General features: G+C 63.1%; 14 protein-coding genes and 1 riboswitch. Of the genes, 11 read left to right on the top strand and 3 right to left on the bottom strand.

What is annotated here, in order from left to right; translation table 11 throughout:
• Positions 1-72: 72 nt before the first annotated feature.
• From V3587_RS27085 to gcvP, 11 genes are all read left to right on the top strand, one after another.
• Positions 73-687: an NUDIX hydrolase gene (locus V3587_RS27085; RefSeq protein WP_054781509.1), complete on the top strand. Its 615-nt coding sequence runs from the start codon at positions 73-75 to the stop codon at positions 685-687.
• A 109-nt stretch (positions 688-796) separates the two neighbouring features.
• On the top strand, positions 797-1,396 hold the full coding sequence (locus V3587_RS27080; RefSeq protein WP_030537518.1) for a CDP-alcohol phosphatidyltransferase family protein: 600 nt from the start codon (positions 797-799) through the stop codon (positions 1,394-1,396).
• Entirely contained in the window at positions 1,393-2,259 is an 867-nt protein-coding gene (locus tag V3587_RS27075) for a DUF881 domain-containing protein (RefSeq protein ID WP_003946177.1), read from the top strand. Before V3587_RS27080 ends, V3587_RS27075 begins: the two co-directional genes overlap by 4 nt.
• 13 nt (positions 2,260-2,272) lie before the next feature.
• Positions 2,273-2,623: a small basic family protein gene (locus tag V3587_RS27070; RefSeq protein ID WP_003946178.1), complete on the top strand. Its 351-nt coding sequence runs from the start codon at positions 2,273-2,275 to the stop codon at positions 2,621-2,623.
• Positions 2,624-2,626: 3 nt separating this feature from the next.
• Positions 2,627-3,409, top strand: a complete 783-nt coding sequence (locus V3587_RS27065) for a DUF881 domain-containing protein (protein ID WP_007731994.1) — start codon at positions 2,627-2,629, stop codon at positions 3,407-3,409.
• A 45-nt stretch (positions 3,410-3,454) separates the two neighbouring features.
• A complete protein-coding gene (gcvH, locus tag V3587_RS27060) occupies positions 3,455-3,859 on the top strand; it encodes a glycine cleavage system protein GcvH (protein ID WP_003946160.1) in 405 nt (134 codons plus the stop codon).
• Between the two features lie 211 nt (positions 3,860-4,070).
• Entirely contained in the window at positions 4,071-4,565 is a 495-nt protein-coding gene (garA, locus tag V3587_RS27055) for a glycogen accumulation regulator GarA (protein ID WP_003946166.1), read from the top strand.
• Positions 4,565-5,302, top strand: coding sequence for a transcriptional regulator FtsR (gene ftsR / locus V3587_RS27050; RefSeq protein WP_003946161.1), 738 nt, complete (start codon positions 4,565-4,567; stop codon positions 5,300-5,302). Before garA ends, ftsR begins: the two co-directional genes overlap by 1 nt.
• A 93-nt stretch (positions 5,303-5,395) precedes the next feature.
• The gene (locus V3587_RS27045; RefSeq protein ID WP_003946194.1) at positions 5,396-5,869 is read left to right on the top strand and encodes a bifunctional nuclease family protein; all 474 of its coding nucleotides are present in this window, start codon (positions 5,396-5,398) and stop codon (positions 5,867-5,869) included.
• A gap of 332 nt (positions 5,870-6,201) precedes the next feature.
• Positions 6,202-6,756, top strand: coding sequence for a MerR family transcriptional regulator (locus V3587_RS27040; protein WP_021344354.1), 555 nt, complete (start codon positions 6,202-6,204; stop codon positions 6,754-6,756).
• Positions 6,757-6,976: 220 nt separating this feature from the next.
• Positions 6,977-7,105: riboswitch (glycine riboswitch) on the top strand.
• 53 nt (positions 7,106-7,158) lie between these two features.
• Positions 7,159-10,017 (top strand): aminomethyl-transferring glycine dehydrogenase, encoded by a 2,859-nt coding sequence (gene gcvP, locus V3587_RS27035; RefSeq protein ID WP_047270500.1) that lies wholly within the window; start codon positions 7,159-7,161, stop codon positions 10,015-10,017.
• A gap of 22 nt (positions 10,018-10,039) precedes the next feature.
• Here the strand turns inward: gcvP and V3587_RS27030 are convergent, their stop codons facing one another.
• From V3587_RS27030 to V3587_RS27020, 3 genes are all read right to left on the bottom strand, one after another.
• Complete coding sequence (locus tag V3587_RS27030) at positions 10,040-11,188, bottom strand: metallophosphoesterase (protein ID WP_054187381.1); 1,149 nt, start codon at positions 11,186-11,188, stop codon at positions 10,040-10,042.
• Complete coding sequence (locus V3587_RS27025; protein WP_210377157.1) at positions 11,188-12,882, bottom strand: VWA domain-containing protein; 1,695 nt, start codon at positions 12,880-12,882, stop codon at positions 11,188-11,190. The genes V3587_RS27030 and V3587_RS27025 overlap by 1 nt, the downstream gene beginning before the upstream one ends.
• A 159-nt stretch (positions 12,883-13,041) precedes the next feature.
• On the bottom strand, positions 13,042-15,225 hold the full coding sequence (locus tag V3587_RS27020) for a malate synthase G (RefSeq protein ID WP_210377155.1): 2,184 nt from the start codon (positions 15,223-15,225) through the stop codon (positions 13,042-13,044).
• Between the last annotated feature and the right edge of the window lie 111 nt (positions 15,226-15,336).

The following is a 15,336-nucleotide window of genomic DNA, read 5'->3' as shown; positions in this document are numbered from 1 at the left end:
ATAATCAGGCGAAGCGGCCAAAATGGACCAGACTGGCTGAGGGTCTCAGTCTCGTGGCGCTACTGTCGAGCCATGGTGAACGGAGATTTACTGAATCGGGACCACGTGGTCGCCTCACTTGCCGCTTTCGAACCTCGGTCGGTCGAATTGGACGGAAGGCGCTCGGCGTCGGTGGTCATCGTCGTCATGCGGACTGCGGACGGAACACCAGTGTTCCCGGTGACGAAGCGGCCGAGCAAGATGCGCGCCCACCCCGGTCAATTCGCGTTGCCGGGCGGAAGCGTCGACCCGGGCGAGTCGTCCGAACAGGCAGCGGTTCGGGAACTTTCCGAGGAGCTGGGTGTCGACGTTCCCGAGTCGAAGATCATCGGCCGGCTCGACGACTACGTCACTCGTTCGGGATTCGTGATCCGGCCGTTCGTCATGTGGTCGGGCGAGGACATCGGGGGACTGGTACCCAATCCCGACGAGGTGGCCCAGGTGTATGCCGTCACGTCGGAGGAGCTCGACGTGGACTCGCGCTTCGTCACCATCGCGGAGTCACCGAACCCGGTGATCCAATGGCCGTTCCGAACGAGCCTGATCCATGCGCCGACCGGAGCCGTCATCTATCAGTTCCGCGAAGTGCTGAACGGACGGCACACGCGCATCGACAAGCTCGAGCAGCCGGTGTTCGCCTGGCGATAAGGGCAGCTCGACACGCTCGGGACAGTTCAGGCTACGGCGCCTCGGCGAATAGTCCGTCGTGCTGTGGAAAGCTGGCCGCACGGCAATCGAACGACGCGAGGTGTGTGCAGTGAACTCTGGCGAACAAGAACCGATCCCCACGGATCGGATTCTCACTGTTCCCAACGTGCTCAGTATCGTGCGTCTACTCGCTCTGCCACTGTTCGCCTACCTGCTGCTCGTCACGCACTCGGACGGCTGGGCATTGGCGCTGCTGATGCTCAGCGGGTTCACCGACTGGCTCGACGGCAAGCTGGCCAGAGTGCTCGGACAGACCTCGCGTCTGGGAGCGCTTCTCGACCCGCTGGTCGATCGTCTGTACGTCGTGACGACACTGGTCACCTTCGTCGCCCGCGATTTCATTCCCTGGTGGGTCGCAGCGATACTCATCGGCCGTGATCTTCTGCTTGCGTTGACGCTGCCGATCTACCGCAGGCGTGGCCTGCCACCGCCCGAGGTGGTTTATCTCGGCAAGGCTGCGACCTTCCTACTGATGTTCGCGCTGCCGTTGATTCTTGCCGGGCACGGAGACTGGGCCATCGGACCGTTCACCCATGCCTTCGGTTTCGCTTTCCTGATCTGGGGAACCGTCCTGTACGTGTGGACTGCCGCGATCTACGTGCTCAAGGCCGTTGACGTTGCGCGAACCCACGAGGTCGTGCCCCGATGAAGTCGACCGGGGAGGACGTCCGTCGTAACCCGGTACCGTCGCTGCTTCGGTCACTCATGACCGAACATCTCGACCCGGGCTACGAGGCAACTGCATTCGAACGCCAGCACGAGCACACCAAGAACAGATCCTCGAAGACGGGGCCGTGGCTGGCCCTCGGCGCACTGTTGATCGGGTTCATCGTCACGGTCTCGGCTGTTCAGGCGACGAAGCAGGTGACCGGCACCGAAGAGGTTCGAAGCGAGTTGGTGGCGAAGGTCCGTGATGCGGAGGATCGAATCGATTCACTGGCCGCGTCCCGCGATTCACTCGGCGGAGCCGTCGACGCCGCGCGCGGCGTGGCGCTCGAAGGCGATGCACGCGGCAGCGCCGTCCTCGACCAACTGCGAGCGGTCGAATCCGGCGCAGGAGCCGAAGCTGTTCACGGAGAGGGACTGGTGGTGACGTTGACCGACCCGGCCGGACGCCCGAACCTCTCGGATGCGTCGCAACGGAGTGTCGGCGGTAAGACAGTTGTCCTCGATCGCGATCTGCAGACCGTCGTAAACGCCCTGTGGGCTGGGGGAGCGGAGGCGATCGCCGTCGGCGGCGTGCGAATCGGGCCGACGGTGACCATTCGTCAGGCGGGCGGCGCGATGCTCGTCGACAACCAACCTGTTTTCTCCCCGTACCTCGTCGAGGCGATCGGAGACACGCGAGCACTGCAGCGGAAATTCGTCGTCAGCGACGCCTACGTGAGAATGTCTAGCGTCTCGCAACTGTACGGAGTCGGTTTCGCGGTGGCCGAAGACGATTCGTTGACTCTGCCGCCTGCGGCGCCTCGCGCCGTCCGAGTGGCAACAGAACCCACAGAACCCAAGTGACAGAAGGAGTTCGATGAAGGCCGGTTCCGCCCTGTACGGACTCGCAGCACTGGTCGTCGGCATCGTCCTGGGCGTAGTTTTCAGCCCGCAGGTGCCCGACGTGATCCAGCCCTATCTTCCGATCGCTGTCGTTGCGGCGCTCGACGCCGTCTTCGGTGGACTACGCGCGTATCTGGACGAAATCTTCGACGCGAAGGTGTTCGTGGTTTCCTTCGTCTTCAACGTGCTCGTCGCGTCGTTGATCGTCTGGCTCGGTGATCAGTTGGGTGTCGGTACTCAACTCTCGACGGCGATCGTCGTCGTGTTGGGTATCCGGATCTTCGGCAACGCAGCGGCATTGCGACGCCGACTGTTCGGAGCGTGAGTCATGGCGGAACATTCCACGACCGAACCGGAAGAAGAACCTCCCGTCACCACTGCGGGTGAAGGTCGTCACGAGTTGCGTTCACCGTCCAAACACCGCACCAACGTCGTCTTCGCAATCCTCGCTGCTGTGCTGTTGGGCGTGCTCGGCGTTGCGATTGCCACACAGGTACGCAGCACAGTGGCCGGAGATTCACTCGACGCCGCGCGCCCTGCCGACCTCCTGGTGGTTCTCGACAATTTGAATCGGCGCGAAGCCGCGCTGAGGCAGGAAGTCGCGAATCTTCAGGAATCGCTTGCCACTTTGGAAGCCGGTGGCAACACGGGAGCAGCGCTGGACGAGGCGCGGGCGCGGCTGACCTCACTCTCCATTCAAGTGGGGACCGCTCCGGCCACTGGACCGGGTGTGACGATGACCCTGACAGATCCGGCGGGCGGCGTCGGATCGGAAGTGATTCTCGATCTCATCCAGGAACTGCGTGCTGCCGGTGCCGAAGCCATCTCGATCGCAGGTGCGAACGGCGAACCCATTCGTATCGGCGTGAACTCGTGGGTGAGTGGGCGTGGCGGCGAGATCGAATTGGACGGAACCCGGATCGAGCAGCCGTACACTGTGACCGCGATCGGAGATCCGCCGACATTGGCGGCAGCGTTGAACATTCCCGGAGGCGTCTTCGACAATGTCGCACGCAATGGAGGAACGTCGTCCGTCGAGCAATCGCAGCAGGTCACGATCTCCGTCTTGCGACAATTGAATCCGCGCCAATACGCTCAACCCGGAAATTGATCTTTTTGCGTCCGACTTTCGGACGGCCTGTGAAAGGAAGCCACTGTGAGTGAGCTCGATACACCTACCGATCTGCGCTACACCGCGGAGCACGAGTGGGTGAAGCGAACCGGCCCGACCTCAGTTCGAGTCGGTATCACCGACTTTGCTCAGTCGCAGCTCGGTGACGTCGTGTTCGTCCAGCTTCCCGCTGTCGACGAAGACGTGACCGCCGGTGAATCGCTCGGTGAGGTCGAGTCGACCAAGAGCGTCTCCGACATCTTTGCTCCGTTCACTGCGAAAGTTCTTGCAGCGAACGGTGAATTGGACGGACAGCCCGACCTCGTCAACACCGACCCGTACGACACGGGTTGGTTGGTCGAACTCGAGGTTGCCGACGAGGCCACACTCGACGCCGCACTCGCGGCAACTCTGGACGCGGAGGCATACAAGGGACTCACGTCCGAGTAGAAAACCTGCGCGTGGACCGGCCAACTCGTGTTGTGTCGCGGCCTGTCTCGCTGCACACGGCGGTCTGCGCAGGGTACGGTCGTTAGGTACGCATGTGCCGAGTCGGGGCGCAGGGCCGTATCGAACGTGACTGTGAAAGATGCTCGTGAAGAAAGTGCACTGCGTAGTCCAGTGATTCATGATCTGGATGATTGACCCAGGAGGAGAAACAGTGAGCGAGAACGGTAACGACGCGGGCTATGGGGAGTCGCCGGCGGAGACCACTTCGGTTTTCCGCGCGGACTTCCTCAATGAGCTCGACAACACCTCCTCTGCAGCACCGGCCGCCGAGCAGCCGGTTTCGGGCGTGGAAGGCCTTCCCGCCGGAGCCGCACTTCTGGTGGTCAAGCGGGGACCGAATGCAGGATCCCGCTTCTTGCTCGATCAGCCGACGACGTCGGCAGGTCGGCACCCGGACAGTGACATCTTCCTCGACGACGTGACCGTCAGCCGTCGTCACGCCGAGTTCCGTCAGGAAGATGCAGATTTCCACGTCGTCGACGTCGGAAGCCTCAACGGCACCTACGTCAACCGTGAACCTGTCGATTCGGCAGTTCTCGCGAATGGTGACGAGGTTCAGATCGGCAAGTTCCGTCTGGTGTTCCTCACCGGCCCTCGTGCCGGCGGTTCGCAGGTCGGCGAGTCGTCAGCAGGTGCGGGTAGCTAATGACGGCAGTGCGGCAGCAGAGCCAGCCCGGAATGTCGATTGGTTCCGTGCTGGATCGGTTGCGTCCAGATTTTCCCGACGTGACGATTTCGAAGATCCGTTTCCTCGAGTCCGAGGGCTTGATCAGCCCGCAACGGACACCGTCGGGATACCGCAGATTCTCTGTCGAGGACTGCGAGCGTCTTCGCTTCGTGCTGACCGCTCAACGCGATCAGTACCTGCCGCTCAAAGTGATCAAAGAACAACTCGAAGCGATCGACAGTGGCGCAGCGACGGTGAGTGCAGAAGTTCCTGCGCCTCGTCGTGCTCGCGTCCTGTCGATCGCTACGGGCGATGTCTCACCCGAGGCGTTCCGGGTCGATCGCGAAGTTCGAGTCGGTCGTCAGGATCTTCTCGCGCGCGCCGACATCGACGATCGGTTTCTGACCGATCTGATCCGCACCGGTTTGGTCGTTCCCGGCGCGGCGGGCTTCTTCGACGAGGATGCCGTGACGTTGGCGCGCACCGCTAAGGCGATGTCCGAGTACGGCTTGGAGGTTCGCCATCTGCGCGCGTTCAAGTTGGCTGCTGATCGCGAAGCGGGACTGGTGACTCAGATCGCCGGACCGGTTGCCAAGGGTCGTGACGCCGGAGCACGTGATCGTGCCGAGGAAATGGTGCGGGAGCTGGCCGCTCTGTCACTGACTTTGCACACGTGTCTGGTCAAATCGGCAGTTCGGGGAAGTCTCGATCGCTGAGTTCCTCGATCAGCGGGGCACACTCGAATAGAATTTCAGTACGACCGCATCGGAGTCGGTCGGCTGGATCACGTCAGGTTGGAGGCAAGCTCGATGGGCGAAATGCGTGTGATCGGAGTTCGTGTCGAGCAGCCTCAGAATCAGCCGGTCCTGTTGCTGCGAGAGTCCGACGGCGATCGGTACCTGCCGATCTGGATCGGGCAAACCGAAGCTACCGCGATTGTTCTCGAACAACAGGGAGTCGAGCCGGCGCGGCCGCTGACTCACGACCTGATCAAGATCTTGATCGAATCTTTCGGTCGGAGCCTCAAGGAAGTTCGGATCGTGGACCTGCAAGAGGGCACTTTCTACGCGGATCTCGTCTTCGACGAGCAGACCACTGTCTCGGCACGTCCGTCGGACTCGATTGCATTGGCCCTGCGCATCGGCGTTCCGATCTTCGCGTCGGAGGCTGTTCTCGCCGAGGCCGGTCTGGTCATTCCCGACGAGCGCGAAGACGAGGTCGAGAAGTTCAAGGAATTCCTCGACACCATCTCGCCGGACGATTTCAAAGCCACTGATGGTTAGCCTGAATTGACTGGTTGCGGACTTTAGTCTTCAACTCTCAAGTAGAGGTTGAGTCTCGGTCGGCGTGTTGCGTTGACCATGCACCCTCCTGGACTTACCGTTGCGTGCGGTGGAGATCTTCTCGCCTTGTCGATCGAGGCGTACTCTGGGTAAGTCCACTCATGGAATTACCTGCCTTGGATTCACATCTGAAAGTTCGGTCGGCACGGGATTCTCGTGACTGCTGATAGCACAGGTTGGTTACATGATGGCGAAGCGAGAGGGAGACGGCAGTGGAAGAACAGTCGAATGAGCGCGGGACGGGCATAGCCGGTAGTGCCGCGACTGCAGAAATGTCTTCCGAAGAGCTGCAGCCGGGCCTGTTCCCGGACGATTCCATCCCCGACGACCTCGTCGGATATCGGGTACCCAGTGCGTGCCAGATCGCCGGGATCACGTACCGCCAACTCGACTACTGGGCACGGACGTCGTTGGTTGTTCCGTCGATCCGTGGCGCTGCCGGATCCGGAAGCCAACGTCTGTACTCCTTCAAGGACATTCTCGTTCTGAAGATCGTGAAGCGTCTGCTCGATACCGGCATCTCACTGCAGAACATCCGCGTTGCCGTCGATCACCTCCGTAAGCGTGGCGTCCGCGATCTTGCCAACATCACTCTGTTCTCCGACGGCACCACCGTGTACGAATGCACGTCCCCCGAAGAGGTCGTCGACCTCCTCCAGGGTGGGCAGGGCGTATTCGGCATCGCAGTCAGTGGCGCGATGCGTGAACTCACCGGAACGATCGCCGACTTCCCCGCCGAGCGGGCCGACGGCGGTGAAAGTGATCCCAACCCGGAAGACGAGTTGGCTTCGCGACGCAAGAATCGCGCCAGCCGCAAAACCGGATAACGTACGTCACATCTCTTTGGAGGATGCCACGGTGCAGGTAGGCGTTTCGGTCAACTAGACTGGGCCTGCGTCGCCGGCGTACGGGAGAGCCTCGGATACCGATTCACCGAACTTGTCTTTGTTTCAGTCTTTGTCTCAAAGGTCAGTCGTGAGCGGGATCAGGGCGCCGAAGGAGCAATACCTCCCCGTCAATCTCTCAGGCACCAAGGACCGTACGGGCTCCGACGCCTCTGGAAAGCGGTGGGACAACCCACCCGCCGACGGGGAAAGGCTGTGGCTTCCGCCTTCGGCGGATCACTACCGAATCTCTCAGGCGCTCGGGAATCGAGCATGCGACAGAGGGGGAGGAACACACCGCAGTTCGGTGTGTGTCCTGATCCTCCGATCTGTCTGGGAGTTGTCGTGATCGACGCTGCAAGCCGTATATTTGCCGACCGCCATGTCGGTCCGAACGCCGCGGAACTCGCGCGCATCCTCGAACTCGTCGGGGTCGATTCACTCGACGAACTGGCAACCAAGGCCGTTCCCTCCGTCATCCTCGACGCTGCCCCGAACGGCATCGCTGCCGGACTCGACGCTCTGCCGCTTCCGGTCGGAGAGCACGAGGCACTTGCCGAACTGACTGCACTCGCAGCCCAGAACACCGTCGCGACGTCGATGATCGGCCTCGGCTACTTCGACACGTTGACGCCGCCGGTGTTGTTGCGCAACATCATCGAGAACCCGGCCTGGTACACCGCGTACACCCCGTATCAGCCGGAGATCAGCCAGGGCCGTCTCGAAGCCCTCCTCAACTTCCAGACCATGGTCGCCGATCTCTCCGGCATGGAACTGGCAAACTCGTCGATGCTCGACGAGGCCACCGCCGCTGCCGAAGCCATGACGCTCCTGCGCCGCGCGAACCGCAGCAAGTCCCCACGATTTGTCGTCGACGCCGATCTCTACCCGCAGACCCTCGCCGTCATCGAGACTCGCGCCGAGCCGCTCGGAATCGAGATCGTCTCTGCGGACCTCACCGCTGGTCTTCCGGAAGGTGACTTCTTCGGCGTCATCGCCCAGATCCCAGGTGCCTCGGGACGAGTCGTCGATTACACCTCGATCATCGCGGAAGCTCACGAGCGCGGCGCACTGGTTGCCGTCGGCGCAGACCTCCTCGCGATGACGCTCATCACCTCACCCGGTGAGCTCGGCGCGGATGCGTGCTTCGGAACCACCCAGCGTTTCGGTGTTCCCATGGGATACGGCGGACCGCACGCCGGTTACCTGGCCGTGCACTCCAAGCATGCGCGTCAGCTGCCCGGCCGCTTGGTCGGCGTCTCCATCGACGCCGACGGAGACAAGGCATACCGCCTGGCGCTGCAGACACGTGAGCAGCACATTCGCCGCGAGAAGGCGACGTCCAACATCTGTACCGCTCAGGTGCTCCTCGCCATCCTCGCTGCGATGTACGCGAGCTACCACGGCGCCGAGGGACTCAAGGCGATTGCGTTGCGCGTCGCTGCCCGCGCACACGCGTTGGCAAACGGCCTGCGCGAAGGCGGCGTGACCGTTGTCCACGATTCGTTCTTCGACACCGTGCTCGCTCAGGTTCCGGGCAAGGCGGCCGACGTCGTCGCTGCGGCCAAGGAATCCGGGATCAACCTGCGTCTGGTCGACGCCGATCATGTCGGTATCTCCTGCGACGAGGCCACGACCGCCGACCACGTCCTTGCCGTGCTCGACGCGTTCGGGATCGAGGATGCTGTTGTCGCCATCGAAGCCGAGGGCAATTCGGTTCCGGTTGCTCAGGAGCGCACCTCCGACTACCTGCAGCACGAAGCCTTCACCCGTTACCGTACGGAAACGGCAATGCTTCGCTACCTGCGCGCGCTGTCCGACAAGGACATCGCCCTCGATCGCAGCATGATCCCGCTGGGTTCGTGCACCATGAAGCTCAATGCGACCGCCGAGATGGAATCCATCACCTGGCCCGCGTTCAACGCGATCCATCCGTTCGCGCCGACATCGGATGCGCCCGGTCTGCTGAAGATCATCAAGGATCTCGAAGACTGGCTGGTCGCGGTCACCGGCTACGACAACGTCAGCCTGCAACCCAACGCCGGCAGCCAGGGGGAATACGCGGGCCTGCTCGCGATCCGCAACTACCACCTCAGCCGGGGCGACGACCACCGCGACACCTGCCTCATTCCGTCGAGTGCTCACGGCACCAATGCGGCTTCTGCCGTCATGGCCGGGATGCGCGTCGAGGTTGTCGCCTGCCGTCCCAACGGTGACGTCGACGTCGACGATCTGCGCGCGAAGATCGCCGATCACGCCGAGCGTCTCGCCGCGATCATGATCACCTACCCTTCAACACACGGTGTCTACGAGCACGAGATCTCCGACATCTGTGCAGCGGTACACGACGCCGGTGGCCAGGTGTACGTCGACGGCGCCAACCTCAATGCGCTTGTCGGCCTTGCCCGTCCGGGCCGATTCGGCGGCGACGTCAGCCACCTGAATCTGCACAAGACCTTCTGCATCCCGCACGGCGGCGGCGGACCCGGCGTCGGCCCGATCGGTGTGCGCTCACACTTGACGCCGTTTTTACCCGGACACCCGATGGCCCCCGAACTCGGTGGTGGAGGAACGATCTCGGCAGCGCCGTACGGCAGTGCGTCCATTCTGCCCATCACCTGGACCTACATCCGGATGATGGGTGCTGCGGGCCTGCGCCGCGCCAGCCTGACCGCCATCGCGTCGGCCAACTACATCGCGCGTCGACTCGACGAGTACTTCCCGGTTCTCTACACCGGCGAGAACGGCATGGTCGCGCACGAGTGCATCCTCGACCTCCGGGGGTTGACCAAGGACACCGGCGTCACCGTCGACGACGTCGCAAAGCGTCTGGCCGACTACGGTTTCCATGCTCCGACCATGAGCTTCCCCGTGGTCGGCACGCTGATGGTCGAGCCCACCGAGAGCGAGAACCTCGAAGAGATCGACGAGTTCTGCGAGGCGATGATCGCCATTCGCGGCGAAATCGATCGCGTCGGAGCGGGCGAGTGGACGGTGGAGGACAACCCGCTACGCGGTGCTCCCCACACTGCGGGAAGCATTGCAGCGCAGTGGGATCACCCGTACTCGCGTGAGATCGCCGTCTTCCCGCGTGGCAAGGCTCGCCCGAAGGTGTGGCCGTCCGTGCGTCGTATCGACGGTGCACATGGCGACCGCAACCTGGTCTGCTCCTGCCCGCCGATCGAAGCGTTCGCAGGCAACTAAGGCGTGTGCCCGCCGGAGATCATCACCTCTCGTGTACGAGTTCGAGAACAGTGATCTCCGGCGGGGCGCCGACGCGTACCGGCGGACCCCAAGCCCCGGCGCCACGCGTCGTGTACAGCACTGTGTTTCCGACCCTGTCCAAGCCTTGCACCGAAGGCTGCTGCAGCGGAACGAGATACCGCAGCGGCCACATCTGACCGCCGTGAGTGTGCCCGGACAGTTGCAGATCGATACCCATCTCGGATGCCTCGATCGCTTGACGCGGTTCGTGCGCGAGAAGCAAGGCGAAAGTATTCGGATCGCGACCTGCGAGCGCGGCAGTCAGGTTCGGCTCGTACGGGGCCGGCGACGTGTAGTCGTGGATGCCCACGATGTCGATGGTATCGCCGCCATGCTGGATCGAGGTGCGGCTGTTGCGAAGTGTGGTGATCCCCAATGTCTCCCACACGTCGAGCCATTTGCCGCCGTCGTCGGCGTAGAACTCGTGGTTTCCGCTGACTCCGAAGATTCCGTCGGGCGCCCGAAGATCGGCGAGCGGAGCAAGATCGGGAGCAACTTTCGCGACGGTTCCGTCCACGAGGTCGCCGCCTATCGCGATCAGATCGACATTCTGCGAGTTCACGATATCGACCACCTTGCGGGTGAAGTCGACCCCGCGGGCCGGTCCCACGTGCAGGTCGGTGATCAAGGCGATCCGGTATCCGTTGAAGCCCTCAGGTAGGCGAGCGAGCGGCACGCGGACGCGGGAAATCTTGGGGCCCGACGCCTCGTAGACGCCGTAGCCGGCGGTGCCGATCGCCGCGAGAGTGACTGCTGCCGTAGCCAACTGCAACGTACGACGCTTGGCTGGGTCGACTTCGGTCGTGGTATCCGTGTGGCGTGCACGTAGTCGACCGATCCCGGCGAACAGGCCGATCACGAGCAGTCCGGGAATCAGATACAGCCACGAAGCCAGCCAGACCCATCCGACAAATCCGATCGGTCGCGCCCACGATGTCGGAAAGACTTCGCCGCTGCCGACCCCGATGAGCGTCGAGACCGCCAAGACGACAAGCGCAGTGTCGGCGAGACGAGCCCATCGCCTCGGGATGCCGGTGGCGCGAACGAGTCGGCGATGCAGGAACCAGGTCAGAAGGGCGAGAAGGACTGCAAAAACCGCGACGCGCCCCATCAGGACAGCATCTTGGTCACTGCGGCCGCGAGAGCGGGGTCGGACGTCGAATCGACCCGAACCAATGTTCCGCCCGTCCGATCCGAGACGTCTTGGAGTGTGGAGACGTCGTCGCCCGCACCGACGACGATCACGTCGACCTGTACCGGACGCGACGGATTGCCCGCAGCGGCGATCGCGCTGAGCAGTTCGGCTCGCGTCGTGGTGGATTCGTCAGGCGTACTCGAGGTGATCAGCAGCACCGAGTTGACTCGCCCCGCGTCGAAACCGTCCACGGCGGCTTTGTAGGAGCTGGCAAGCGCCGGGTATTTGGAGATCTTTCCGCCGGCCCGAAGCCCGTTGAGGAAATCGGTGATCGTGGCACGCCGATTCGGCTCGGACAGTGAACCGCCCGGAACCAGGATGCGCTCGGACGGTTTTCCGTCGGTGCCCGTGCTGAACTCGCGAAGGCCGATGTCCGAAGCGTCAGGGCTGCGACCCAATTGGGTATTCACCGCCGAGGCAATGTTCGCCAAGCGGGTAGTGCCACCGTCGTCGGTACCCATCGACGCCGACGTGTCCATCAGGATGGTGGCACTACGCGGCGAGACCGGGTTGGCGACTATGTCACCGAGCGCCGCTGCGGTCTCCGCCGAAGCCGGTTTCAAAGTGGACGAGATCTTGGCCGGGGACACCGCCCCGAGATCGGGAAGGTCTTGGCCCTCGACCCGGAAACCGGCGCCGACGAACAACTGTGACTGATTCGGCTCACGCATGAAATCGGCAAACTGTGCCGCTGCGCGCGACGCGGTTTCGTCGATCCCGCTGCCCGAGACGATGACCGCCGGATAGTCCGCGACTGGCGTTGCGCCGGCGGGGGAGTACGTCGTCATCGCCGCGTTCGCGCTCTGCGCTATCGACTGTTCCGTGGCCGGAACGGCTTTCACCGAATCCGGTGTTCCGGCGCTCAGTGCTCCGAGGGCTTCGGCGGTGGACGAGGGGGGAGTCGGCAAGGATTGGAACTGCAACGCCCGTGCACTGAGCGCAGCGTTGACCTGAGCGGACTTCGCCTGATCCGTCGTGACCGGTCCGGCACCCGCATCGGCGACGTCGGCAGCGATCGCCTGTGCAGCCATCGAGGTTTCGGTACTTCCGACCGGCAGGGCGACCGTCAGATCGGAAGGCAAAGACTTCCAACTCGATGCTGCGCCGGCCAATGCTGCCGCGGTCTCGGGACCGGCTGCCAGAACGATCGGGGAACTCGCGAGCGAGCGAGGATCACCGTTGATCACGGCCTTGCCCGACAGTGGCGCGAGTTCGAACGAACTCGTCGGGATCCACAGGGAGGGACGTGGTCCCAATGCTGCGTCGTCCCAGGGGGCCGCCGGACCGGCTTCGAGTGCCGTCGAGACCGACGCGGACGGCGCACCGTGCACCACGACGGCGATGCAGTGATCACGCACCACCGGCGAGGTCTGGGTGTACCGCTTCGCCAGTTCCTCGACCTGTGGGGCTATGGACGGATCCGCGGTGACGTCGAGTGTCTTGTTGCCCTCGACGCACGTACCGGCTGCCTGCTGTCCCTGATCGTCGATCCGGTTGCTGAGGGCCTTCCATCCGAAGAAGCCTGCCACGATCAAGACGATCAGCACGACGACGAGAATCGGCCCCTTACTGATACCTCTGGCGCCTGACCCGCCGCGATGTTCGCCCACGTACCTTGCCCTACCTTGGTCACTCGAAGAATGTCTGTTGAACGGACTGTGTCCTCGGCCAGTCTAGTGACGAAACTTCGGGGCCCACGCGAACAGCCTCGACACCGGGAGCGGTGCCGAGGCTGTTCGGGTTCAGCTTCGAGTTCGAAGAAGGTGAAATCAGGCGTTGGCGGCCTTGTACTCGCGGCGGCGGCGATGCAGGATCGGCTCCGTGTATCCGCTGGGCTGCTTCGCGCCTTCGAGGATGAGTTCCTTGGCAGCCTGGAACGCGATGTTGGAATCGAAATCAGGTGCCATGTTGCGGTACTCGGCGTCGCCCTCGTTCTGACGGTCGACAACCGGGGCCATGCGCTCGAGTGCACTGACAACGTCGCTCTCGCTGACGATGCCGTGACGCAGCCAGTTGGCGAGTAGCTGGCTCGAGATGCGCAGCGTGGCGCGATCCTCCATGAGCGCGACATCGTGGATGTCGGGAACCTTGGAGCAGCCGACGCCCGCGTCGATCCAACGGACCACGTAGCCGAGGATGGACTGGCAGTTGTTGTCGAGCTCTTCCTTCTTCTCCGCGTCCGTCCAGTCGGTGCTGGGAGCGAGCGGGATGGTCAGGATGTCGTCGACGCTCGCACGCGGCTTTCCCTTCAGGCTGTCCTGAACAGCGAACACGTCGACGCGGTGGTAGTGCGTCGCGTGCAGCGTTGCGCCGGTCGGCGAAGGTACCCACGCGGTGTTGGCGCCGGCCTTGGGGTGACCGATCTTCTGCTCGAGCATGTCCGCCATCAACTCGGTCATGGCCCACATGCCCTTGCCGATCTGAGCCTTGCCCTGCAGACCGCAGGCCAGACCGGTGTCGACGTTCCAGTCCTCGTAGGCGCCGATCCACTTCTGCTTCTTCATCTCGGCCTTGCGCACCATCGCGCCGGCTTCCATGGAGGTGTGGATCTCGTCGCCGGTGCGGTCGAGGAAGCCGGTGTTGATGAACACCACGCGGTCGACGGCTTCCTTGATGCAGGCGGCGAGGTTGACCGTCGTACGACGCTCCTCGTCCATGATGCCGACCTTGAGCGTGTTCTCCGGAAGCCCGAGGACCTGCTCGACACGGCCGAACAGTTCGGTGGTGAAGGCAACTTCCTCGGGACCGTGCTGCTTGGGCTTGACGATGTAGATCGAGCCGGTGCGGCTGTTGTCGAGCGGTCCGTTGGCGTCACTGATCGAGAGGCCGTGCACTGCACAGGCACTGGTGATCAAGGCGTCGAGGATGCCCTCGGGGACCTCGTTGCCGTCGGCGTCGAGGATCGCGGGGTTGGTCATGAGGTGACCGACGTTGCGGACGAACAGGAGCGAACGACCGTGCAGGCTGAGTTCGCTGCCGTCGACTGCGGTGTACTTACGGTCGCCGTTGAGCGTGCGGGTGAAGGACTTGGCGCCCTTCTTGATCTCCTCGGACAAGTCACCGCGGTTGAGACCCAACCAGTTTCGGTAGCCGACAACCTTGTCGTCGGCGTCGACAGCGGCGACCGAGTCCTCGAAGTCCATGATCGTGGTGACGGCGGATTCGAGAACGACGTCCTTGACGCCGGCGGCGTCGGTGCTGCCGATCGGGGACGAGGCGTCGATCTGGATCTCGGCGTGCAATCCGTTGTTCAGCAGCAGGATGCTCGTCGGTGCGTCCTTCTCGCCGAGGTAGCCGACGAACTTCTCCGGCTGGGCGAGCGTGGTGACAGTACCGTCTGCCAACGTGATCTTCAGTTCACTGCCGTCGACAACGTACCTGGTTGAATCTGCATGCGATCCCGACGCGAGAGGTGCTGCCGCATCGAGGAATTCACGCGCCCAGGCGATGACTTTGTCGCCGCGGACCTTGTTGTAGCCGGAACCCTTCTCGGCGCCGTTCTCCTCGGAGATGGCGTTGGTGCCGTACAGCGCGTCGTACAACGAACCCCAGCGGGCGTTGGACGCGTTGAGTGCGAAGCGCGCGTTGAGGATCGGCACGACCAACTGCGGGCCGGCCGTCGAGGTGATCTCGGTGTCGACGTTCGCGGTGGTGACCGAGAACTCGGCAGGCGTCGGCAGGAGGTAGCCGATTTCCTGCAGGAACGCCTTGTACGCGGCGGCGTCGATGGGAGCGCCGGCGTGATCGCGATGCCACTGATCGATCTGAGCCTGCAGATCGTCACGCTTGGCAAGCAAGTCGCGGTTCTTCGGTGCGAGCTCGGTGATGACCTTGTCGGCGCCGGCCCAGAACGTTTCGGCGTCTACACCGGTGCCGGGAAGAGCCTCCTCGACCACGAAGTCGTAGAGAACCTTGGCAACCTGAAGACTGCCGACCTGAACGCGCTCAGTCATGAATAGCCTCACTTTTCCGAAAGCGGAGCATCACATATGGATGCCATGAACCAACATCAATGTTACCTGGGAGTATTCCCACCGCTGTCCGCGCCCTGAGCTGCGATAATC

Source organism: Rhodococcus sp. IEGM 1306, from assembly GCF_036541985.1.
Classification (GTDB): domain Bacteria; phylum Actinomycetota; class Actinomycetes; order Mycobacteriales; family Mycobacteriaceae; genus Rhodococcus_F; species Rhodococcus_F qingshengii.
The sequence above is the reverse complement of the archived record's forward strand: the minus strand, read 5'-3'. Positions and strand labels throughout refer to the sequence as shown.